The organism is Paenibacillus silvestris (genome assembly GCF_009882985.1).
GTDB classification, from domain to species: Bacteria; Bacillota; Bacilli; order Paenibacillales; family NBRC-103111; genus Paenibacillus_E; species Paenibacillus_E silvestris.
On sequence record NZ_WTUZ01000038.1, the window covers coordinates 21,498 to 44,965 of the forward strand.

Here is a 23,468-nt window from a genome sequence, read left to right on the forward strand (position 1 = left end):
ATCTTTGGGACAGCCTCTTACCTTTTTACATCTTATTAATGATTAGGTACCACATATACACTGCCGTCTGACAATACTTGCACAGTGCCAGAGGCTGATTCAATTTCACGCAGTGCCCAATGCTCCTGCGGTACATCCGGCCAGCTTGGAGTCTTTACACTCATGGTCGGACGGTGGAACATTCGGTTTAGAATCGTCACGGCTTCCGCACGATTCAATGGATGATCCGGCAGGAAGGTTCCGTCGGAATAGCCCTGCAGAATGCCTGCTTGCGAAGCTTGCTTAATCGCTTCGAAAGCCCAGTGCTCTTGCGTATCGCTGTACCCCGCATAGGTGGTGCTTCCAGTTGCTCCAACCGGAAGCAGTCTAGCAGCAATGCTCGCCATCTCTGCGCGGGTTATCGCGTCATCAGGACGGAAGCCGGTGTCATCTCCGAGCATCACACCTGTGCGTTGCATATTGGCAATGGCTTCTGCAGCCCAATGTCCTTTGGCAACATCCGGATAAGGGCTAGATTGTGCCGAAGCCGAATTATTGTTGGATTTACCAACGCCAATGCGATTCAAAATCGTCGCCAATTCCGCACGCGTAATGGCTTGTGAAGGGCGGAATGTGCCGTCCGGGTAACCAGCCAAATAAGGTTTCAGCGCTTCCGCTCCATTTTTCTGAATAATGGTAAATGTACTGAACTTACTAATCTCAATTGCTATACCGACTGGTTTGCCATCCGCATCATAACGGATTTCTCCGTGCGTAAGCACTTTCTCGCCGTCGCTATGTTCAATGTACACAGCCAGCTCATCCAAAATTTGTTTGGCCGCTGCTTTATTTTCCGGCAGGCTGAGGTTAGTCAGCGGAAACACGACTTCCGTCTTGTATCCCGAATAGTTTGTCTCAATCTTGACCGGTTGGCCGATCACAGAGACAGATCGGCCTGCTGCATCTTTTAGCACAAGCTCAGCAGCTTGCACGCGTGTCGTTACTTCACTGCGCTCAGCCTCAGCACGGACCGGAACAATTCGGAAGTAGGCATCTTTTCCGTCTTTGCCCATTTGCTGAAGAGACTCCGCTGATACCGTAATCTGTCCGTCAGGCAGCACCAGCTGCAGCGACATGCCACCAGCTGCAAGCAAGCTGACCGTTTCGGCATTTAAGCTGACAATTCGCTCATCAGCAGGTTTGTCTGGCAAGTCCGTTACATAAATGCGAGCAACTTGATCCTTATACTGCACAGCTTTTTCCAAAATCGTATGTGCATCCGCAGCATCCAACTTCACCGTATCAACCACTTTGCCATCTGATGACTGGTTCCGTTCGATGTTGGTTTGGAAAGTCCAGCCCCCCGAACTTCCTTCAACCGTCGTTTGGCGGATGTTAAGACTAGAGGACTTCTCTACACGTTTTACGTCGATGGAATAAGTCTGTGAGGACTTAAGATCGGCTGACTCGACATTGACGATAATCGTATTGATTCCAATTCCAATAGAAGGTGTAAATGTGCCGCCGCCTTTCTGTTTTACATCCTTCACCGTTACAGTCGCTTCTGGATCATTGGTCAATACCTTGATTGTCGCGTTGGAGTTTTCTGTTGTTGAAACCGTTCTGTATTTAAGCTTGTACGGCGTAAAAGCACCGTCCAACATGGTATCTGCCTGTAAACTCGCCAGTAATGGCGGCTGTCCAGGTACTGTTTGCTTACGCAGTACAGAAACGGTGTATGTGAGCACAGAACCATCTTGAGCTTTTACCTCAATGGCATAGGTTTGTGCATCCTTCTTAAATGGAAGTGACAAGACCGCTGCGCTCGTTACTATTTGACCATCGACATGAATCGTTGCATCCGACTGTGCGGGAACTGGCAGAAGCTTAAATTCGCCCGTTGTGTAAGGCACTAGTACCTCATAATTTTTCACTGCCGGGTTAAAATCAGCTAACAACTCTGCTCCATCTGTAGCAAGACCCAAACTTTGCAGCTGCGCATTGCCGCTTGCTTCCCTCCATACGGTAACTTGGTACTCACGTGTTTCCGAGCCGTCTGGAGAAGTTACAACCACAGGGACTTGATTCTCGCCAACTTGCAGCTGAATCGCTGGGGATGCTTGCCCGCTCTGAACGGATTGATTTTTGACTTTAATAATGGAACCAGCTTTCATAGCGCCAGGTGTCAAGGTTACTGTGTCCACTGTGTTGTCCACATAAACAGCATAGTTTTCTTCCGTCCCTGTGAAAGCTTGCGCTGGAAGTACATCTCCTTGCTGTGAAGCCGTGGCATTCTTCAGTTTTAATGTAGTCAACAATGCTTCATTGGAACCTGTTCCATCAAGACTCAGCGTGTAATACTTGTCTCCAGCGCTAGCGGAATGTACTTTGATCGATACCGATTTCCCAGTAACAGGTACCGCGATATCGACATATCCGCTCGCAGGAACTGTTTGGCCATCGATCGTCACCACAGAAGCAGCTGCCATCGGAATGGCATAAACACGAACGGTATCCGAATAAGCTAATGCTTGATAAGTGGTTGTGCCGAATTGATACGGAGCACTCATTTGCGCGTTGCCTGTTGTCAGTGCCGCTAAATCACTAGGGGTTGTCGGAATCGCTTCGGCAACACCTCTAATGACTTCAAAGCCGTACTCGGTTTTGTTGCCAGCCCCGTCAGTAGCCGTCATCGAGAACTGTACGCGATCTGTCGTTGCTCCCCACTCCAATGGTGCGTAATAGTCGAATCTTCCTTTATCATCCAATGGGACATTCGTACCGTTCACAACAAGCTTGGCTCCCGCGTCTGTTTGACCGGTTATATAAACCCTGCTTATCTCTGTGACAATCCCATTTAGTACAATCGGCATGCCTTGCGCGTCCTTGCCTCCGGAAGCGATCAACATCGGTCCAGTGCGGTCAATGAACACCTTGCGGTATGCCGTACTGCGGTCGCCGCGCTCATTCACGGCTTCAACCAGCACGTTATATTCCCGCTCTTTCAACACAGCAGATTGAAGCAAATCTTGCAGAACAAACGCGGAAGTTCCACCTGCTGATACGTGCTCGATGCCGCCAAGCTGCTGCCCGTTCACGAACAAAGTCATAGCTGCAGCTTGATTGGTCGTTACCTTCAAAGAGGCTTGTTCGGCTGATGTAAGCAACAACGTCTCTTCATTTCCGTCATATGACTTGTACGTTTGTTCAATGACGGGTTTTGCGCCAGCGTCAAGCACAACGGCTAACGTTGGCGGTTGCGGAACTGGCAGATCCGTCGACACACTAGCAGATGTTGGGCTGAGCACAACATGCCCTTGCTCATTACCAATAGCTGAGACGGCAATCTGATAAGTTGCTCCAGCAGGTAATCCGACAATTACGGCATTCTGCTCGCTTCCCGCTTGAGGCGTTATATCCATGACCGGAACAGTCCCTTTGCCACCCGTACTGTCACTAGCCCAAATACGATAAGCTTTCACGTCACCTGCAATAGAAGCGAAGCGCAAGGAAATTTCACCATTTCCTGTAGAAAGCACCTCGGGTTTCTCAGGTGTGCTCAACGAAGTAGGCGCAGTCACCTCTACGGTTGCATCTGCCATGGCATGAATCGGTGCTTGATCTGCACTTTCACCTACGACAGAAAGATAATAAGTTCCAGGCAGCATGGAAGTCGGAAGATCAATAGCTTTACTGCCGGAAGATGGCAGACCGCTTTGAATCACTTCTCCAACCCATTGATCCGCGTTGTCCGTTAGCATCATGGTTACTTGCACATCAGAGGATGCATTCTCCATGGACCACGCTACTTGAATACGATTTTCCACGCCAGCTACAGCAGTTGCGGATGCCTTAATCTCTGGCAGAGGAATTAATTTCTGGATTTGCAGATCAACCTTTTTCGCATTTTGAATCATCCATTTGCCAGCTGGCGCATTGAGGAGTGAAACGTAAAGCGTATCCCTACCGTCGTTCACTGGATTTGGTGTTGAAATCTTCGTCTGTTCAAGCGGATCTCCGCTCGGGTTTGCACTTGATACTCGGTCTGACGCCGGTTGTAAATAAGCGTTGCCGGCAGGAGCATCAAAGTTCAGCGTATATGGTGAACCGTCAGGTGCTGTAATCACGGTGTTGGCATTTCCGCCACTGACCGTTAACATGTAATTGCCCTTATCGGCGATTTCAAAATATTTGCTGAATCGGCCTTCCATCGTCAATGGTTTAATCGACTTGAACTTCCTTGTTGACTTGTACGCAACAACACTTGTATAACTGCTGCTCACAACTTTCCACTGTCCATTCAATTCAATACCGTCCAGCCAAATTGTTTTCTTTTGCTGTGATCCGTCATACAGTACATTCATACCTGGCAAACTAGGATCAGGTTGAAGCTTGTACAGATCACCATTTGGCGCATACAGCTTGGTCTGCTCATTTGCCCCGTAAATTTCTACAATCGCTTGACCATTATCGGTCCGAGTCATATCAAACACGGTAGGATAGGCTTGATCCTGCACCCACTGTGCAGCATCCTCTATTTTCACATTAGATGGTACTGTGCTTAATACGGCGCTTGGACTTGTACCTGCGCTGATCATCCAAGTTCCGGCCTCGACCGCATCCACTAACGTGTACACGTAACCATTGGCGTCACGGAAAGCATTCCAATCCGGTTCGTTCTGTGCCGTGTGCAGACTATAAGGACGTCCATCTGGTTTGTAAACAATGATATCGCCCCCAGTCTCGCCCACTTTAAGCACGTAGCTTCCACGCTCTTTCACTGTAAATGAAGTAACCGAGCGATCCGGTGTTTGCGCCCACTGCTGCGCCAACACATTCAACTTTAGCGATTCGTTAACAAATAACAGTTCATTGACTTGGATGTGCGTATTACTGCTTGTCGTTAGACGCCATTTGCCGGCAAACAACGATACGCGCATATAGGTCGTTGAGCTAGCAGCATCATAGCTGATTTCTGGACGCAAGATCTGCTCATAACTTTGTCCAGATGCTGTGGCTTTCAGAACAGCAGCTTGTTGATCTCCTGTTAAGGCAATAAGTGCCGTGAAGGGACGTTCCACCGCAAAAGAAGCCGTCGACTTTCCGCTCGAAGCATCGGTTTCCGTTGTGATCAGAGGTGTTTGATCCAGGGACGTGAGCTGTCCATTCACAATGCGCGCTTTCGCATCGGTATGCACCGGCTCCTCCGGTTGGAAAGTCAGGCTAACTGGTTTTAGATCAAAGACACGCTTAAGCGGATTCGCAGCAGCGATCCTGACCTCATTCCCATCTTTACCCACTTTATCCACATTGCCCGAATCTGTCTTCCTTAAGAATATTTCTTCCGCAATGTCCAGCCATGGTTCTGCTGCGTCCATGAAATCAGAAACATTGTTCACGAAATCCAGACCTTTTTCCCACCAGGACTTCTTAGGCGGCTCTGCTTCCACTTCGAACAGAATCGTATTGTTATTGAACGTATACTTCAGATTAGCGCCTACGCCATTATGTTTGAAAGTGCCGTATATACCTGTTTCATTTACACTGAGTGCAACGTTGCTCACTGTCGCTCCGCCAATACGCGGAATCCCTTTTGGAACATAAACCGTTCCTTTAATAGCGCCATTGAAACCTTTTTGATTAAAAGAGTACGTACCAATTACTCCTTTGACGACTTCAAAAAGATTGATGTCGCCTTTCGTTGCAAAGCCCGGTGATGAAAAGCCTTTGATTCCAGCCGTTGCTGGATTCACTACTGTTTGCATGTTCATGTTCTTCACTGGCAGCCAATAGTAGTATTCAGTTCCGCTGCCGTTATAACCATAGGTCGATAAATCCATATCAATGGAATCGGTACCGATCAGATTGAACTTGTAATTCGCCTGTGGATGTTTTAGCTCAGGGACAATGAGATCATTCACAGATCCGGTGATACTGAACTTCTGAGGAATTTGAGACTTCTCCGCAAGTTTGTCCACATTGCCGAATAAATAATTGACTTGAAGACCTGTTGATGCCAGCTTCACTTTCTGATACATGCCGAAGCTTACGGCATCCAAGCGTCCTTGTTTGGTTTTCATATTCAAATTGAAGCTTAAGTTCGTATCCGGCAAGCTGCCTGTTCCTTGAACACCGACATAAGGAATGCGGCTGTCCAAGACGAATTTAGTATCACTTGCTTTGATTGGACCCACCTGAAAGCTTTTCTTCATCATGACTGTTGCCGACAAATCAAAGCGGTTATTGCTGAATTTTAGGCTATCAAACGGCACGGTTTCCTTAACCTTTTGAGTCCCTACCTGCAAGCCAATCTCCAGATCGCCGGTTAGACGCAGGCCGTCCTTGGTGAAAATAAGCGAGCTTGCTTTGACTGGCATATCCATATTCAAGTAGTCTGTCGCTTCCGAGCCGCTTAAATCCAAAGCAAATTTGTCTGAAGTGATGCTAAATGGCCCCTCATGAATCGTGTAAGATACATTCGATCCGAGTGCTCCACCGCCGTTGACGTATAAGCGGCCATCGCCGGTTATTGTGGCTGGGTTAGTTCTTTTGTTCACAACAAGACTGGTGCCCTTGAACATAACCGAGTCGTTGATGACTACCGGTTCGGATGGGTCATTTAGAAAATAGATGCCATCCTTATTGAGTTCCGCCTCTTCTGTGAAGGACCCTTGTAGACCAAGACTGTTTACTTCGTTGCTGACGGATGTGCTAGGCACATCTACTCTGGCGAAGTTTCTTGGTTTGTAGAAGTCTAGTGCTGTAATAAGAAGACCTTCTGGGAATATGTAATCGCCATAGAAAATATGCTCTAAGTGCACATCGTATTTGCCCGGCGGCAATTCATCCTTCCAGGTCAATTCCAACTGACGTTCATTAATAACATTGTAATTAAGGTTATATTGGGTGCCATCCTTACTTTGTAAATAGTAATGAATATCGGCTAGAGGCTTACGAAGCAAATTAGGAATGCCTACACCGACTGCGACCAATCTCTTCTTATCTTTCACGTGCAAAACCGAAGCGCCTACACGATCATAATCGACATCCGGCTTTAACATACCAGGATCATCTTTCATGATAAACTTTTTTATTTCCGTATAACTTTTACCAATTGCATTCGTAGCATAGCCACGTGTTTCATATTCTTGATGCCAAGTAAGACCTTTTAAAACAACTGTAAAGGAGCTTGTTCCTTCTTCCGTACCTGTGTAAGGTACTTTGATCCATTCGCCGAACTTCTCTTCTATATCACCTACTTTTGGAAAGTACTCTCGGTACTCCACTCCTCGTGCGGTAATCTCTTTAGTTCCGTCATCATAGACATTCGTGACTACGCTAACTGTGTCATCGATATGCTTAGGATCAAATTGAAGGATAGGATCCACTGTAAGCTTAACACCAGGTGCTGTAGGAGGCGTATAGCCATACAGCCAGGTTTCCTTCATATTGCCTGCGGGCACAGAATCAACTACTGCGCCGAAAACTTTATCCATAATACTAATTTGATCACGGCTTCCGCCGAACATGACGAAATTCTTGCCATCAAACGCCATGCTTGCATTACTTAGTGGGAAAGGTACCTGATTGGGCAACCCTTGAACCTCATAAACCTTTCCATCCTTATCCATATTACTTTTGTACATGGTTCCAGTGGAAAATTTTAAAGGAGCGTATTCCCACTTACTTTTCGACCACCCATAGGCCATACTCCCCCTCGTCGGAGGGTACGTGCTCGACGGCAGCTTTAATTTTTTAACCAATTCGTTATCATAAGTATGGACATAGTCGCGTTCTCCGCCAAAAAAGACAACACGTCGCCCATCATAGGCCATCGCCTGCCCCCATCGGCCGTAACCCTCCGGACCGGCTGTCGAACTCCAGGACTTGGTTTCCCGGTTCCATTTCCATAATAACGGAGAGCTGTCATCGTGCGTGACCGTCTTCGTTACTTTCGTACCTACACTCGTATACTCTTTCGTAATAGAGCCTGCATTCCCACCGTATAGTACAGCTGTTTCGCCGTCAAAAGCCATCTGCCCGCCATAGGCAGCAGGCGGCTTCTCCGTAGGATTAGCCTCCGTCCAGCCCGTCCCATTCCACAGCCAAGTATCGTCTTGTAGAATCTTAGAACTTCCGCTGCCCGAATATCCACCGAACAGAACCAACTGTTCGCCGTCAAAGGCTAGCTGAGCGCCCCCACGAGCTATCGGGGAGTCAGGCGTTGTAACTTGCTCCCACTGGGCATTCATCCCATCCCAAAGCCAGGTATCACCTAGCAACACGCCGGACTGACCCTCTCCTCCGAATACTAGGACTTTCCCACTGGCCGGATCATAGGCCATGGCTGCACCTTTGCGTGCTGATGGAGAAGAATTAAGATTCCGCTGTTCCTGCCAAGTTTTTTCATAGCCATCCCATATCCATGTCTCATCGAAAAACTTGTTGTTATCCTGACCTCCGAACATGACCACATTCTCAGCCATCTCGTCAAAGACCATCGATGCACCTTGTCTGGCATCAGGCGATAGATTCGTTGTTACTCTCTGCCAAGTGTAATCCGTAATTTGTGTTGCAGGACCGTATGTATTCTGCAGCACTGTGTTGGTTCCGTTAGCCACTCCCGCAGCCTGAGCTACACTATTCCCGCCGTGTAAGAGCGGTATGTACTGTAGTAGCAGCGCTGCAATTAATAGTTTGGCCCATCCGGCTTTCTGACGTCTATTCAACGTTCTATTCCCCTTTTCGTAGTTTTCATCAACACCTACATAAAAATAGTTCTATAAAACTATTACTTAATGCCTATATTATGTAGAAAAATGTCGATGATATAGGATTTATATCGTCATTTTCTCACAAAATAATTAGAAAAGTATTAGTTTCATGAAAAAAATGTCGAACCAATCAAAAAACCAGGAATTTATTAAGATATACCTACTAAATTACTACCAGCGAATAGGTCAAACAAACCACCCTTTGATTGGTGTGTACTCTACTCTCACAACAATTTCACTAAGCAAAAATAAGAAACCGGAACTCCAACGGAGTCCCGGTCCTCATCCTAACAACTTCAAAAAAGATTTACGGCTCTTCCACATGGGGAGCACAAGGGCGTTCATCAATAACGTCGCACACGCAGATCCGCCTGTTCTTTATGCCCCATGAAATTCTCAATTTCACACAGCCTAGAGACATATTCGCCGACCAATTTGCTGGCATCCTTCGTACAGCGTTGATATGTGCACGTTTTCAAAAATTTCCCTACCCAAAGCCCGCCCGTGTATCTTGCAGCTCCTTTGGTCGGTAACGTATGATTCGTGCCAATCGCTTTATCACCATATGCCACATTGGTTTCGGGTCCGAGAAACAAAGCTCCGTAATTTGTCATGTTCTCCAGGAAATAGTCCGGCTGTTCCGTTAACACTTCCACATGCTCATAAGCAAGCTTATCAGCTTCGATGAGCGCTTCCTCTATGCTGTCCACCACCAGCACTGTACCGTAATCCCGCCATGCGACACCAGCAATGTCAGCGGTAGGGAGCACTTGGAGCTGCCTCTCAATCTCAAGCAGCGTCTCTCTGGCAAGCGACTCGGAAGTCGTGACCAGAGCTGCCGGCGATGTCGGACCATGTTCCGCCTGACCAAGCAAATCCACAGCAACCATTTCCGCATCAGCCGTATGGTCTGCGATCACTAGAACTTCCGTCGGACCCGCAATCAGATCAATGCCGACTTTCCCGAACAGCTGCCGTTTGGCCTCAGCCACGTAGGCGTTTCCTGGACCTACGAGCATATCGACAGGACGTATCGTTTCTGTCCCAAGAGCCATGGCTGCCATGGCCTGAATCCCGCCAAGCACGTATATTTCATCAGCGCCGGCGAACGCCATCGCGCAAATCGTAGCGGCCGGTATTTCCCCTTTAATCGGCGGCGTGCAAGCAATGACCCGTTTGACTCCGGCAACTTTAGCCGTAAGGATACTCATATGCGCAGATGCGACCATCGGATAACGTCCGCCAGGGATATAACAGCCCACGCTGGCAACAGGAATATGTTTATGACCCAGAATAACGCCGGGCAAGGTCTCGACTTCCAGGTCCTGGACAGTTGCTAATTGTTTTTCTGCAAAATTTCGAATCTGCTGTTGCGCGAATCGGATATCCTCCTTCACTTGCTGGGGTACGCGAGCGATAATCTCCCCAATTTGCTCCTCGCTCAAACGGAAATGCTCAGGCGACCAGTGATCGAATTGTTCCGAGATTTTCCGAACAGCTCCGTCTTTGCCGACTCCAATCTCTTGAATAACTTCTTTCACGGTATGGTAGACAGCTTCTTCGCTGGAAGCATAAGATGCCTGAACGACATCCCCTTTTTTCAAATAGGTACCCACTGCGCTCTCCTCCACGATTCAATTTCAGATGATTGCCATGCTGTCACTTGCCTTCCCACAGGTTAGGCGTGATCACATAATCAGGGACTTGCGCAAATTCCTGTGCCAGCTCGTGCAGCGTCTTTTCCCGAATCGCAGGCGTACTCAGAAGCGCAATGTTTGCGCTCACCTGGTCCGGCGTTTCAGCTCCGAAGACAATGCTCGCAATGCCGGGCATGTGGTGAATATAGGAGAAAGCAAATTCAGCCACAGACATACCTTCTTGCTCAGCGAAGGTACGCAAACGAGCAAGCCAAGGCTCTGCCGGCTTAAGCCGTTCTTGCAATCCCTCTGGTTGCATGAAGAACAAACCCTGCAAATAAATGCTTCTTGCAAACAGCTTTTTATTCGAGCGTCTAAGCTGTTCGAAGGTCCCGTTCGCAAACATTCGGCGATCCATGACATTGATGGGCACTTGAACAATTTCGTAGCAATCATCCTGCAGTTCCGCCCAGTTTGCCGCAAATTCTCGCGTATCGAAGGAAAGCAGCGAAGCACCGATGGTGCCGATATTTCCCCGCTTCACCTGCTTGCACAGCAGCTCTGTCACTTGCTTGCCGAATTGACCCAGCACATTCGGCCGATGCAGCAGCACAGCAGGGAGACAATCCGTCTGAAGCCGCTCCATGGAACGGTTCACATTCTCTTCAATCTGCACTTCCAAGTCGGACAGCGTTGTGGCCTGATTGACCTGTAAAGTGAACTTCGTGATGATTGTGGCTGCACGTGCTTGTTGCTGAAAATAACAACCGAGCACCTGCTCCGCACTTCCGTAGGTGCTCGCTGTATCAAGGCAGGTGATGCCTCCGCTCATGGCGGCATTCAGTATGCGCCCTGCCATTGCTTCATCCGGCTGACCCAGCTGGTTCGCAATGCCGTAAGGCATGCCCAATTGGACGGTTCCCAGCGTCAACGGAGAGATCACTGATGTCCATTGCTCCTTATCAGTACGAATAACACTCATCTCGCTTTCTACTTGGCGATGATTCCTTTTATTCTCGTTTTCGAATGCGTTTAGCATAAGGCGGGCGGCCAAAAGCCTCCACAGGCAGCTCCCCCTGAGGATGGTAACCGTATTCGTCTTTTCCCTTCATCATATACAGCTGAAAATCAGGATACGTTTGTGGATCCCATTGCACCATTGTCTTGGAATAACGAATAACAAAACCGTTGCGCCAGCGTTCAGAGGTATTGGGACCGGAACCATGAATGAGTGAATCGACATGCATAGAAATACCGCCGGCTGGAATGATCATCGAGACCGCATCCTTCTCGCTGAATGTCCCCTGATCGAGTTCGAAAGATAGAATCGCGTCCTCACCGGCAATTTTATGCTGAATCACACCTGCTTTATGCGTCCCTGGGATCACTTTCATAGCGCCATTGGCTTCGTCTACGTCTGTGAAGGCCAGCCACACCGTGACGGTGTTGTTTAGCGCAGTAGACCAATAATAGGAATCCTGATGCCATGGAACTACTTTGTCCGAATGAGGCGATTTTGTAATGAACTCACTGGCTGCCAAATAAAAGTTGCTGCCCAGCACACCTTCAACATAGTTAATAATTTGCGGATGAGCACAAATGTCATACAGCCATCGGCTCGTCTTATGCCAACCCATGATGTCCGAAGGATTTTCATCCCCCTGTAATAAAGCCGTTAGCTGTTCGTATCCCTGTTGTAATTCCTTCACCTCTTCACCTGAAAATACGACGGGAAGACTGAGTAGATACCCATAATCTTCATAAAACTGCTGCTGCTCGGTGGTTAATTGATTCAGACCCATCCGTTGCTCCCCCTTCTGCCAGAATAATAAACGATCATCTGCAACGCACCCGCTCAGAGGCTCCGCCATTCGCATACGATTGATTCAAGGCTTCTGCTACATAAAGCGGATCAATGCCATCCGCCAGGGAACATATCGGCGCCACGCCGGCATGTAAAATATGGACAAGGTGATCAACCGCATTTTGCATGTTGCTGGATTTACTGAGCATCCCTGTCTCCGTTCGTTCATGCACCAGTTGCTTCATTCCGGGCTGTAGGGGATGCGGTTCAGTCGCGAAATAGCGGATTTCGTCACCGCCTTTTACCAGCTCGATAACCCCATTTTCCAAGTACAGCACGATGTCGAAAAGGTTATAATACCGGTCATCGAATGCCTCCGCATAACCTGTAATCAAGCCTCCGCCCGCCGTAAATAAGAAGGAATACGTCCAATCCTCCTTGGCATCCAAGTTAGTAGCTACCCGCTCTACCACTTGAACTTGGTCAATCGAACCTGCCAAAAAACGAACCATATCGAACAAATGCGAACCGGTATTATAAATGCCACGGCTGTATCGCAAATGAACCTTTTTCACCCTTCCGTACATCCCTTTGCTGACGGCTTCTCGGACTTCTACCGCCCCTTCGCTCCATCTTCTGGATAAGTTGACAACGACCTTCCGATCGCTATGCTGCTTGCACAAAGTGATCATTCGCTCCGCTTCCTCGATACTGTTTGCAACGGGCTTTTCTAGAAAAATGAGCCTGCTGCTAGATTGCTCCAGCACGGTTTGCAACAACTCATACCGAACGGTTGGCGGTGTGCAAATGCTGATGAGATCCAATCGATGTTGACTCAGCATGACAGACAATTCCGAATCCAAATAGAATGTGGTCTCGGGTGCAACCTTTACCAATTGTTCCGCCTGTTCTTGCCTTCTCCCGACAGCAGCTGTCAGCTCAATCTCTGGGTGCAAAAGGTACGACATCGAATGACTGTTTGCTCTACCTTGAAAAGGGATGTCAAAGGTTAAGCCAATCTTGCCAAGTCCGATCACTGCTGCCTGAAACATCAACAATCCCCTCTTTCTTACTCATCCAGCCATCAACCTTTTAAAGCGCCTAAAGTAATACCTTCCGTAAAGTACTTCTGAAAATATAGAAAAATGATCAGTACGGGAAGCGTAGCGAACATCGCCCCGGCCATCGCAATGCCATAATTCGTCTCGAGCTCCGATATTTTCTGAGCAACCTTAATGCCTACCGGCAAGGTAAACATTTTCTCCCCGTTCAGTACAATGACTTGCCAGACATAATCGTTCCATGTATTCACGAATGTAAAGATAGCAAGCACGCCAATCCCAGGCTTGGCCAGTGGCAGAATGATATGCCAGTACGTCTGCCATTCGCCGGCACCGTCGATTTTCGCTGCTTCTGTCAATTCGGTCGGCAGCGAAGCCATGAACTGCTTCAACAAGAACACTCCATACGGCCAGCCAACTACCGGCAGTAAAACTCCCCATCTTGTGTTAATGAGGCTTAAATCATTGAGCAGCTGAAACAGCGGGATAAACAAAACCGTATGCGGAATCGTCATGGCAGCGATCATCACAGTGAACAGCCACTTGGAACCGCTGAAAGGAATTTTGGCTAACGCAAAGGCTGACAAAGAACTGACCGCAATAACTAGCACTGTAGCGATTAGCGAGATGAACATACTGTTATAGAACCAAGTGAACACCGGACTGTTCTTGAATAGCGCTGCATAGTTTTGAAAAGTAGGATGAGCGGGTATCCATTCTGGCGGGATCTGCAAGGCGACCTTCAGATTCTTAAAGGAGCCGCTAACCATCCAATAAAAGGGCCAGAGGAAGAACAAAGTGAGTACCCAGAGGAAAATATGGCCTCCCCATAGCGGTGATTTTTTATTCGGCATCTTCGTCTCCCCCTCCCTTAGTATTCAATATCCGATTTAAGAAATTTGAACTGCACATAGGCAATCAAGCTGATAAGGACACACAGGACAATCCCCATCGCATTCGCAATACCGAAGTTCATGTTAACGAACGCCTGCTGATAAATCAGCATCATAATTGTCGTTGTCCGATAAGCCGGCCCTCCGCCTGTCATGATCAAAATAATCGCAAACACTTGAAAAGCACCGATCGTTCCCGTTACCACGACATATAGCAAGGTCGGCTTTAGCATTGGAAGTGTGATCTGGAGGAACATCTTCCCCGGCTTTGCACCATCCAGTGCAGCAGATTCATAATAATCCTTGGGAATTCCGCCAAGCGCAGCAGAGAAGACAACAACCGCTGAACCGACAGAGATCGTAAGCACAATTAAAGATAACGCAAGTGTCGCAGAATGGACTCCCAACCAATTGACCGACTGTAAACCGACGAGACCCATGATGTAATTGCCGAGGCCAAACTGTCCATTATAGATGTATTGCCACACCAGAGTTAAGGAGACAATCGAGGTTACGCCCGGAATATAGAAGGCAGCCTTGAAAAAGGATTGCATCTTTTTCGGGTACGCATATAATGTAACCGCTATCATCAAGGCAATTACGGTGATGGATGGAACCAGATATAAGACGAATTCCAGCGTATTCCGAATCGACTTCCAGAAGAGAGGATCTGTGAAAATCGTGCGGTAATTATCAAGCCCTGACCAATAGTACTTGGTATAGTCAAAGCCATAGAAGCTGCTTTTGATCGCTTTGAGAATGGGATAAACAACAAACAGCAGAAAAAACAACAACATGGGCAGGACGAATAGCCAACCGCTGATTTCTCTGCGCAAACGGATGCTGCTGAATGTACGCTGTTTCATTGGCTGCTCCTTCCTTCTACCGCTGAGAGGATAAGGCAATGACGGCAGGTGACAACAGCCAACCTGCCGCATCGTTTACTTATTGTATTTGGCAATGGTGTCGTTAAACTTCTTGGAGATGGTATCAATGGTTTGCTTAGGCGTTGACATACCGATAAACAGCTTTTGGATTTCAGGGAACATCGCGGCTCTCATCTCAGGATACCCTTTGATTCCCCAGCCTGGATCAATCACCGGCCATTCCTTCGTTTTCGTCGCCAGCTTCGCCAGGAACTGCAGCTCAGGGTCGCTTTCGGTCCAAGCAGGTGCTTTGCCAAGCGGGTTGAAGGACTTCATAGCCGTTTGAAAAATCGTATTATCTTTCATCGTCCAATAGAGGAATTTTTTGGCCCATTCTTCTTTGACCGCATCTGTATTTTTGAACACGACTCCGAAGCCTACTTCAGACTTTAATGCCGCTTGCCCTGGTGTTGTCGAAGGGAAATTGACATACATGTATTCATGCGGTCCGCTGACGCTTCCGTCTTTCAAGCCGTTCTTAATGATATCGGAGTGAGCTGCCGAGGCAACGACCATCCCGTTCTTCCGCTGCTTCCAATAGTCTAATGCGTTCGTAGAGGTCAACGTTTCGGGATGCGGCGTGACAAGACCTTCATCAACCAGCGATTTGAAGAAAGTTAACGCTTTTTCCGTTTCCGGGCTTTCCCCAGCCGTATACTTCGTGTAATCCGCATTAAACAACTTGGCCCCATAACCGGAGATAATGTTGTTATAAATCTGATCGCCCTGTTCATTGAGTGCGAACAGCGTCAGTCCGTATACGCCCTTCTCTTTGTTCGCCACGGCTTTCAGTGCCGCTTTGAATTGATCCGGCGTCCATGTTCTGTACTCATCTTGCGGAAGCAAATTTTCAGCGCCTGCCTCTTTCCACAAGGATTTATCAAGAATCAATCCGAGCTGCGTCGAGTAGTAGGGCATCGTCACAACGTTGCCGCCTACCGAAACCATTTTCATCATATCCGCACTCTTCTTCACTTGAGCCAGATCTTCTGCCGGAATTATATTCTCCAAGGAAGCTAGCGCGCCCATCTGCCCGTACGCCAAAGTACGCCCCGGATAATCCAAAAAGACGTTAGGCGCCGATTTGGAAGCAATCGCTGTCGTGACCTTCTCATTAATGCCGTCAAAAGGGATAAGCTCGAGGTTTACCTTGACGTTCGGATGGATTTTGTTCCACTCAGGGAGCAAATCCTCTTTGAACCAGTCGCCGGCCTTCTGCCCTGGCTTGTAGGTACCATTCGGCGCAGCCCAGACTGTCAGTTCAATCTTAGGATCTTCCTTCGGTGCTTGCGACGCTGCTGCTGCCGGACTTGCGCTGCTTGCGGGCGCTGTTGTCGGAGACGGTTTGCTGGAGCTCTCACCGGTACTGCACCCTACGGTTGTCGCCATGAGAAGCGAGATACCTGCTGCTGCTACAAACAATGATTTAAATGAATCTCTTTTCATTTTACGGATCATTCCGTCAGCCCCCTTTTCCTATGTAAAGCGAATTGAATTTATACGTGGACAACGAAGTCATGTGAGGGGAAACATCTCACGAATACTCATGGTCGAATAAGAGAGATGTCTCATTAGCAAATCACTTTTTTGCGCAGCTTTCGTCAAGGGCAAATGCGAATGCGTTTCGTTATAAACGCGGTAAAAACCTTCTGCGAAATTGACGCCGGCCGCCCGACCGTATTCGCCGTTGTAGGATTCGAGCAACTTGCGAGCGAATAAACCGCTATAGCCTTGGCTTACGAACTCATCCATCGCTTTAATCTTCTCGCCTACAACAGAGCTAATATCGATAAATACGTCATTGCGCATCCCGTACAAGCTAAGACCGTCGATCGGACTAACCGGCAGCGAAGTTAAGAAGATTTGCTTCACTTGATAGTCTTCCTGACCGTCCAGGTTTTTCAAGAAAAGCGAAACCTTGCTTAGCCCGGCAAACGCCATCTGTGTCGCAATCGTATGCGGATTATGGAAGGCCGTATTCATCGGAAAATCACAAATCACGATATCTGGCCTTTCCTTGGACACCTCTTCCGCAATCCGGTTCACGATCTCTTCATTCACAACCGAATAGTTGTCATCATAATCAAGTAAAATGAGCTTGGAAATTCCAATCGTTTGAGCGGCACGCTCCAATTCACGCCTTTTATTCAGCGCAATTTCTTCCAAGCCCGCATGTAGAAGGCTCTCGTCAGGATTGTCTTTTCGCCATTCCTCGGCGTATTTGTTAGGATGAAGCCGTCCGCCATGTGTCAAAATCAGAGCAACGACTTCATCACCGCGCTTCGCGTGAAGCGCCAGCGTACCTCCGCAATTCGTAATCGTATCAGCGGGGTGCGCATAAATCGTCATCACTTTCATAGAGCCCTCCTTGTGTGATCAGATTGTCAACCTGTTGAACCCCTCTGCGAATCCACCTGCACAGCGCTGTCAACATCGGTAGTGTGATCTACCAACAAGGTAGCATAGGCTCCCTAATCCGAAGTAGGTGAAATTCATTAGAAAACCTTTGATTTCGTTAGTCCCACAAGAGAATATAAGGAATTCGACCTGTTTCTTAAAATAACAAAGCTGTCTGGATCGCTATGTGCTATCCAATTTGCCCAAGAAGCTGCTTGCGATACTGCGAAGGCGATAGCCCCGTGTTATCCTTGAACCAAATACTGAAATAATGCGGATTCATAAATCCGACCTGCAAGGCGATATCCTTGATTTTGTTAGCGGGTTCTTCCAGTAATCGTTTAGCGTGCTCCATGCGTACTTGCCCAACGTAGTCCGTAAACCCGACACCAACTTCTTTCTTAAATAATTGACTGAAATAGTTGGCATTTAGGCCGATCTGCTCGACCACCGAATCAATGCCCAATCCAACGTCGCTGTAGTGCTCGTTAATTATTTGCAGCGATTTCAGAATACTTCGGCTAGGCTTCTTCTCCTCCGGAACACTCGGACTTAAGTGCTCTCTCACAAGGGCGATGAACTGCCTTCCGTTCTTCTCCAGCGGCTGCGACAACAATTTTTCCTGCACATCGCCGAACCAGCTTTTGCTCAGAACCGCTGATTGACCTGATTTAATGAGCAGCTTATACAAGTGATTGTAGAGCGAAGCCATTAACGCATACAGCACATGCGGCACGAGATGGCTGGCTCTGGCATAAACGATCAGCTCTTCCATCACAGCTGCACAGTTGTCGATATCGCGCTGTTCCATGTAATATAGGAGCTTGTTTTCGTACGCTTCAGGGTACTGCAATTTCCAGGAATCACCGACGAAGAAGACATGGGTCTGTTCATCCATTCTTTCGCCAACCAGATAATTGAGCAATGTCTTGGCTTCCTCGAACGAAATTTTGATCAGATTCACATGCTCATATTGGTTACCGACGAACGCATACATCTGTAGGCCAAGCCTTTCTTTCAGCACGGCGATCAGCACATTGATTTTATTAAATACTTCTTCATTGGTGCCGTTAAAAATCAAGCAGTACTGTTCGCTCGATAAATAAATGCTAATCATCTCATGCCAATTTTCGAACTCATGGATAATTGATTCCGCCCGATCCAGGACCTCTTTGTCATTACCGCCATGCACATGCAACAGGACAACTCGAAACGAGGTGCTGCTGAGGCGGAAACCAAGCCGCTCCTCGAACATCTGCGCTTCTGACTCCGTCATGCTCCCTTCTATAAGAGAACGAACCAGTTTCTCCCGCATGAGCGGCTCGCCTTCACGAACTTTATCAATCATATGATTAAACGCACGGCCAAGGTCACCAAGCTCATCTTTATATAAAGGTTGAAATTTCAAATTCAAATTACCTTGCTCGACATGCCGAAGCATGCGAATCATTTTGCGCATCGGCATAGAAATCGTCCTTGAGATGAACACCGAAACAATCACCATGAGCGCAAGGGACAGCCCTAGAAAAGCGATCCATAAATTGTTTATTCGTTTCAAATCTTTAAGCAGCAAGCTCTCTGGGATTGTGTGAACAAACGTCCAGTTCGTCAAAAGGTGTTTCGAATAAGCGACAACATAGTTGTCACGTTCTTCGGTATAATGCCCTTTCGTACCCGTCATTCGGGCAATGTCAATGTGAGGATTCTCTGCTCCGCTCCCAGCGGAGAAAATAAAACCGTTAGAATCGACGATACTATTCGTACCTTCGTCGAGATTAGATGAGGCCAAATAATTGTTAAGGATCGTTGGAGAAATGGAAATGATGAGATACCCGAGGATTTGCAAATTATTTTTATCGTAAATCGTTTTGAACATGACAATGGATGTCTGCTTGTCACGCCATTTGATGAACGACCATAACGAATTGCTGCTGTTATTGCTCGCCATTTTGTCATACCAGCCTTGCTTTACGAACTCATCGCTGACCAAATAGCTGGGCGTGAAATTCATCCCAACACCACTGTCATAAACGTTCTGGTATTTATCCACCAAATAAATAGCTTCAATACCATAAAACCTGGCAGATAACTGCCTTAATTGATCATAGATGTAATTGTAAGCTTGTATCCGATTCATGCCGTTCAAATTCGCTGCATTAGCGCTTAAGGGGTCTTGAATATTTTCATTGTACACGAGGAGCTGTGAGGACTTTTCAATACTTTGAATGTAACTATCCATGCTGCCGGTGAAATACTCTATTTTTTGCAGCATCGCATTGCCTTCCCGGTCCGTCATAAATCGTTTGATATACGTTGAAGAAAGCATCGCAAAGATTATGAGCGCAATAAGCGTAACAAGAGAGAACGATAACCACAGCTTTTTTACCAATTTTAGATCGTGAAAAACCCGGAACCCATTTATAGAGCTTCTCATAACCTTCACCCCCCATAATATCTATTTTTCTAGGCCAAAATTGACATAACCGCGGGTACGCGAAAACGGCACCATGCGTCGATGCCGTTTGTGTATGGGTGTTTACTTCGCTGTGTAACCTCCATCTACCGGAAGGTTCGTGCCAGTTACATATTGGGAAGCGTCGGAGGCCAGGAACACGATCGGCCCCCAGATGTCATCCGACTTCGCCATGCGACCTAACATGGTTCTGTCGTTGTAGCGATGAACAAATTCAGGGAGATTTTTCTCCGTCTGGAAGCCTCCCGGCGAGATGCAATTGCACCTGACTTGACGCGCACCATAATAGCTGGCGATGAATCGGGTGAAGTTCACCATGCCGCCTTTGTGAAAAAAGTAGTCCGGGACCAAGCCGTTTAGCGGAAGCCCCTCATAAAGGGTAGGATCAGGTCCAACCATGCCTTGAATCGAGCCGATGTTAATGATCGAACCCGATCCCTTCTCGGACATCCAATCTCCGATGACGCGCGTGATTTCGAACAGCCCTGTCGCATTAACCGCCATGCTGCGCGCGAAGCTTTCAAGTGAATCATTATAGTGCGACATCGTGCGAGCAACCGCATTATTAATGAGGACATCGCACTTTCCTTCTCGCTCTTCCAGCTTATCACGGATCGCAGCAATCGAGGACAGATTCTCTTGATCAAATTGGATGGCATGCACCGTGTACCCATCTTGCCTGAACTTTTCCTCAATCGCTTCAAGACGCGATTCATCCCGAGACGTTACATACACGCTGCCTCCGGCCTGCGCGCAAGCGGTCGCAATCTGCGTGCCGTAGAGCCCAGCGCCTCCTGTCAGTAATACCGTCTTGCCGACTAGCGAGAAACTTTGCATCACATGCGAATTCAATTCGAATTCCTCCTGTCCCTTGTGGAAGCACCGCTTTCCCTATCGTTACCAAGCCGTCCATCCGCCGTCTACCATCAGGTTCGATCCGGTCATATAACTGGAGGCATCGGAGGCGAGCATAATGACAGCCCCTGTCATTTCTTCAGGCTTCCCTACCCTGCCGAGCATGGTCTTCGCTTGCAGCTGCTCAAGAAATGCGTCATTCTGACCAATGACAGCGTTCGGAAAAGGACCCGGAGATACGCTGTTGCAGCGTATCCGATATTTCGCCAAGTGTGCGGCGCAGTAACGGGTCAGCTGGACAACACCCGCTTTCCCTGTGCCGTAATTCGGCGGGTTGTTTGCACCGCTATCGCCATAAATAGAAGGATCAGGCGAAACGATGCCGTACATCGAGGCAAAGTTAATGATCGAGCCGCCTCCGCTTTCTCTTAAATATGGAATGGCTTCCCGGATACAGCGGAACGTCGTTCCTGCCGTTCCGTCTACGCCTTTATGCCAGACTTCATCTGTCATGAATTCCAGCTCTGCCCCTTTGCCATAACCTGCCCCGTAAGTAGCACAGTTGACCAGCACGTTCAACCGTCCGCTGGCAGCGGAGTGTTCCCGCAGCATATTCTGGATGGAAGCCGTATCCGAAACATCACAGACAATGTTACGCAGACGGCCTTCCTCCATTGCGGCTTCCAGCGTTGAATGGGTACGGAAGTTCAGATCCGCCACCGTGACATCGGCGCCAAAAGCCAGCAGCGCTTCCGTAAGCGCCGAACCGAGATAACCAGAACCTCCCGTAATCACGACACTTTTTTGCTGTAAAGAGAATAGATCCGTATACATCTCCCGGCCTCCTTAATTGCTCTTCGTTGAGCCGTACACAGAATCCGTACCGCTTCCAGACACGCGGTTAAGGCTTGTGGCAATTCCGCTTAAATATTGGCCAAATCCAACGACATCCGCTCCCACACTGACAAATTGGTAGCCCATTGCCGTCAGCTCTGACAGGTTGCTTGGACTGCCTACCGTTCCTGCGAATTTGCCGTGCTTCTGCGCAAGACGCGCGACCAATTGGCGTGTTTCTAGCAGCAGTGGGTGGTCCCACTTGCCAGGTGCACCTATGCCTTGGCTGAAATCCCCGGGACCGAAGAAGATCATGTCCAGTCCAGGCAGTGCAATGATCTCCTCGAGCTCAGAGAGCGGCTCCGGATCTTCAATCTGCAGCACATTGAAACGCTGCTCATTCGCCTGTGAGATGTAATCGCCCAGCTCCAAATTGCAGAAAGCGCCATCGGCATTCCCGCCATCAAGCGGGCGGCGGCCGATCGGGTGAAACTTCGTGTGATGAATGATTTGCTTCGCATCCGCCAGACTCATCACATGTGGAATCATAATCCCCGCCGCATCCATCTCCAGCGGGCGAATCAGATCGCTATAGCTGCCTCTGGCCACGCGCACAAGAACATCCACATCATAGGCTTTCGCAGCCCAGATTTGCCGCTCAATCACAGCCCAATCATTGGGGACATGCTCCATGTCCGTCCAGAGGCAGTCCACACCAGAAATCCTGGCAGCCATTTCCGTAATTCGAGGGTCAGCGAGATTTAACTTCAGTGCAATTGCCGTTTCCCCAGATCTAAGCTTGCGTAAAACTCGACTCGGACGCATATGAAACTGGTTTGTCATCCTTTCGTCCTCCTTCATGTGTATGCGAAAAGCGGATCTAGTCCGCAGCGATTTCTTCCAGAGGGACGATGCTTCCCCCTTCTTCCCGGCTTCGAATGCCGGCTATGACCATACGCATTAATTCTTCTGTTTCACTGAATGGAAAAGGACGCTCATCTGTATGCAAGTATTCGATAAAAGCTTCAAGCTGAGTTTTGAAGGAATAAAACGTATCTTGGGAACTAACAGTAGCGCTAGCACTCGTGCCGCACAGCTGCAAGAGACCATGCGAACCATATAGATCATCAATCGCAATTACAGCAACATCGCCATGTGTGCGATGCTTAAATAACACGATATTTCGTTCCTTGGTTCCTACGTTTTGTGCAGAAAGAAAACCGGGGCCTAGAATGGGGTAAATGGACTCCAAAGCGTGAATGCCGTAGCGCTCCCAGCTTTTGCAAGTCGTGATGCTTGTATAACGAAGCTCTCCTAGAGAATGAATTGAAGTGCGGTAAGGCATAAATTCTTTGCAATAACGCATACAGCTGGAGGACATGATTCTGGCGCCATCCCGCACCCATCGCTGGAATTGCCTAAGATCAGACTCATTATCGACCAATGGTTTATCAACAAAAATAGGAATTCCCACTTCGACGAAGGGCCGACAGCGTTCTACATGCTCGTAGCCTTTATCTGTCGTAATCATCACAGCATCTACGTGCCCGATCACATCCTCCGGCCTGCTCACGACATGAGGAATGAGGGACGCTTTTGCCACGTGCTCCGCGTCTTTAGGATCATCAGTCCAGATGTGCGTCACAGACGCGCCTGGAATTTGCAGCTTTTCATTCGGTTCTTTTGCAAGATAGACCGGAATAGCTGGATAAGGGCAATCTGCCATCGCTGCTTTATCATAGTTATTGAACATGGCACTCCAGGAATAAGGATGACCATTCCCATCCACCATCCCGAGAACCGCAATACGCAAGGGTTGCATGAGGAGCTCTCCT

The 23,468-nt window shown here is 48.2% G+C and carries 14 protein-coding genes; all 14 read right to left on the reverse strand.

Annotated elements, in window-relative coordinates; genetic code table 11:
- Window positions 1-35 precede the first annotated feature (35 nt).
- Window positions 36-8,708 carry a cadherin-like beta sandwich domain-containing protein gene (locus GQF01_RS28685; protein WP_161410373.1) on the reverse strand — a complete coding sequence of 2,891 codons (8,673 nt, stop codon included), beginning with the start codon at window positions 8,706-8,708 and terminating at the stop codon, window positions 36-38.
- Between the two features lie 389 nt (window positions 8,709-9,097).
- A complete protein-coding gene (gene hisD / locus GQF01_RS28690) occupies window positions 9,098-10,384 on the reverse strand; it encodes a histidinol dehydrogenase (RefSeq protein ID WP_407945433.1) in 1,287 nt (428 codons plus the stop codon).
- Between the two features lie 28 nt (window positions 10,385-10,412).
- Window positions 10,413-11,372 carry an aldo/keto reductase gene (locus GQF01_RS28695; protein ID WP_161410374.1) on the reverse strand — a complete coding sequence of 320 codons (960 nt, stop codon included), beginning with the start codon at window positions 11,370-11,372 and terminating at the stop codon, window positions 10,413-10,415.
- Between the two features lie 28 nt (window positions 11,373-11,400).
- On the reverse strand, window positions 11,401-12,192 hold the full coding sequence (locus GQF01_RS28700) for a phytanoyl-CoA dioxygenase family protein (protein ID WP_161410375.1): 792 nt from the start codon (window positions 12,190-12,192) through the stop codon (window positions 11,401-11,403).
- Between the two features lie 34 nt (window positions 12,193-12,226).
- The gene (locus tag GQF01_RS28705; protein ID WP_161410376.1) at window positions 12,227-13,246 is read right to left on the reverse strand and encodes a Gfo/Idh/MocA family protein; all 1,020 of its coding nucleotides are present in this window, start codon (window positions 13,244-13,246) and stop codon (window positions 12,227-12,229) included.
- 32 nt (window positions 13,247-13,278) lie between these two features.
- Window positions 13,279-14,109 (reverse strand): carbohydrate ABC transporter permease, encoded by an 831-nt coding sequence (locus tag GQF01_RS28710; RefSeq protein WP_161410377.1) that lies wholly within the window; start codon window positions 14,107-14,109, stop codon window positions 13,279-13,281.
- A gap of 17 nt (window positions 14,110-14,126) precedes the next feature.
- Window positions 14,127-15,014, reverse strand: a complete 888-nt coding sequence (locus tag GQF01_RS28715; protein WP_161410378.1) for a carbohydrate ABC transporter permease — start codon at window positions 15,012-15,014, stop codon at window positions 14,127-14,129.
- A gap of 75 nt (window positions 15,015-15,089) precedes the next feature.
- On the reverse strand, window positions 15,090-16,532 hold the full coding sequence (locus GQF01_RS28720; protein ID WP_161410379.1) for an extracellular solute-binding protein: 1,443 nt from the start codon (window positions 16,530-16,532) through the stop codon (window positions 15,090-15,092).
- 57 nt (window positions 16,533-16,589) lie between these two features.
- On the reverse strand, window positions 16,590-17,432 hold the full coding sequence (locus GQF01_RS28725; RefSeq protein ID WP_161410380.1) for a PIG-L deacetylase family protein: 843 nt from the start codon (window positions 17,430-17,432) through the stop codon (window positions 16,590-16,592).
- A 229-nt stretch (window positions 17,433-17,661) separates the two neighbouring features.
- Window positions 17,662-19,905: a helix-turn-helix domain-containing protein gene (locus tag GQF01_RS28730; RefSeq protein WP_161410381.1), complete on the reverse strand. Its 2,244-nt coding sequence runs from the start codon at window positions 19,903-19,905 to the stop codon at window positions 17,662-17,664.
- A gap of 102 nt (window positions 19,906-20,007) precedes the next feature.
- Window positions 20,008-20,796 (reverse strand): SDR family oxidoreductase, encoded by a 789-nt coding sequence (locus GQF01_RS28735; RefSeq protein ID WP_202556760.1) that lies wholly within the window; start codon window positions 20,794-20,796, stop codon window positions 20,008-20,010.
- Window positions 20,797-20,841: 45 nt separating this feature from the next.
- Entirely contained in the window at window positions 20,842-21,633 is a 792-nt protein-coding gene (locus GQF01_RS28740; protein WP_161410382.1) for an SDR family oxidoreductase, read from the reverse strand.
- A gap of 12 nt (window positions 21,634-21,645) precedes the next feature.
- Complete coding sequence (locus tag GQF01_RS28745) at window positions 21,646-22,476, reverse strand: HpcH/HpaI aldolase family protein (RefSeq protein ID WP_161410383.1); 831 nt, start codon at window positions 22,474-22,476, stop codon at window positions 21,646-21,648.
- A 37-nt stretch (window positions 22,477-22,513) separates the two neighbouring features.
- Window positions 22,514-23,455, reverse strand: a complete 942-nt coding sequence (locus GQF01_RS28750; RefSeq protein ID WP_235960617.1) for a Gfo/Idh/MocA family oxidoreductase — start codon at window positions 23,453-23,455, stop codon at window positions 22,514-22,516.
- Window positions 23,456-23,468: the final 13 nt, after the last annotated feature.

Bases quoted from the DNA above. Each gene is read 5' to 3' on its own strand.
- GQF01_RS28695 (WP_161410374.1), bottom strand. From the start codon at position 11,372: ATGAGTGTTATTCGTACTGATAAGGAGCAATGGACATCAGTGATCTCT.
- GQF01_RS28700 (WP_161410375.1), bottom strand. From the start codon at position 12,192: ATGGGTCTGAATCAATTAACCACCGAGCAGCAGCAGTTTTATGAAGAT.
- GQF01_RS28705 (WP_161410376.1), bottom strand. From the start codon at position 13,246: ATGTTTCAGGCAGCAGTGATCGGACTTGGCAAGATTGGCTTAACCTTT.
- GQF01_RS28710 (WP_161410377.1), bottom strand. From the start codon at position 14,109: ATGCCGAATAAAAAATCACCGCTATGGGGAGGCCATATTTTCCTCTGG.
- GQF01_RS28715 (WP_161410378.1), bottom strand. From the start codon at position 15,014: ATGAAACAGCGTACATTCAGCAGCATCCGTTTGCGCAGAGAAATCAGC.
- GQF01_RS28720 (WP_161410379.1), bottom strand. From the start codon at position 16,532: ATGATCCGTAAAATGAAAAGAGATTCATTTAAATCATTGTTTGTAGCA.
- GQF01_RS28725 (WP_161410380.1), bottom strand. From the start codon at position 17,432: ATGAAAGTGATGACGATTTATGCGCACCCCGCTGATACGATTACGAAT.
- GQF01_RS28730 (WP_161410381.1), bottom strand. From the start codon at position 19,905: ATGAGAAGCTCTATAAATGGGTTCCGGGTTTTTCACGATCTAAAATTG.
- GQF01_RS28740 (WP_161410382.1), bottom strand. From the start codon at position 21,633: ATGTATACGGATCTATTCTCTTTACAGCAAAAAAGTGTCGTGATTACG.
- GQF01_RS28745 (WP_161410383.1), bottom strand. From the start codon at position 22,476: ATGACAAACCAGTTTCATATGCGTCCGAGTCGAGTTTTACGCAAGCTT.
- GQF01_RS28750 (WP_235960617.1), bottom strand. From the start codon at position 23,455: ATGCAACCCTTGCGTATTGCGGTTCTCGGGATGGTGGATGGGAATGGT.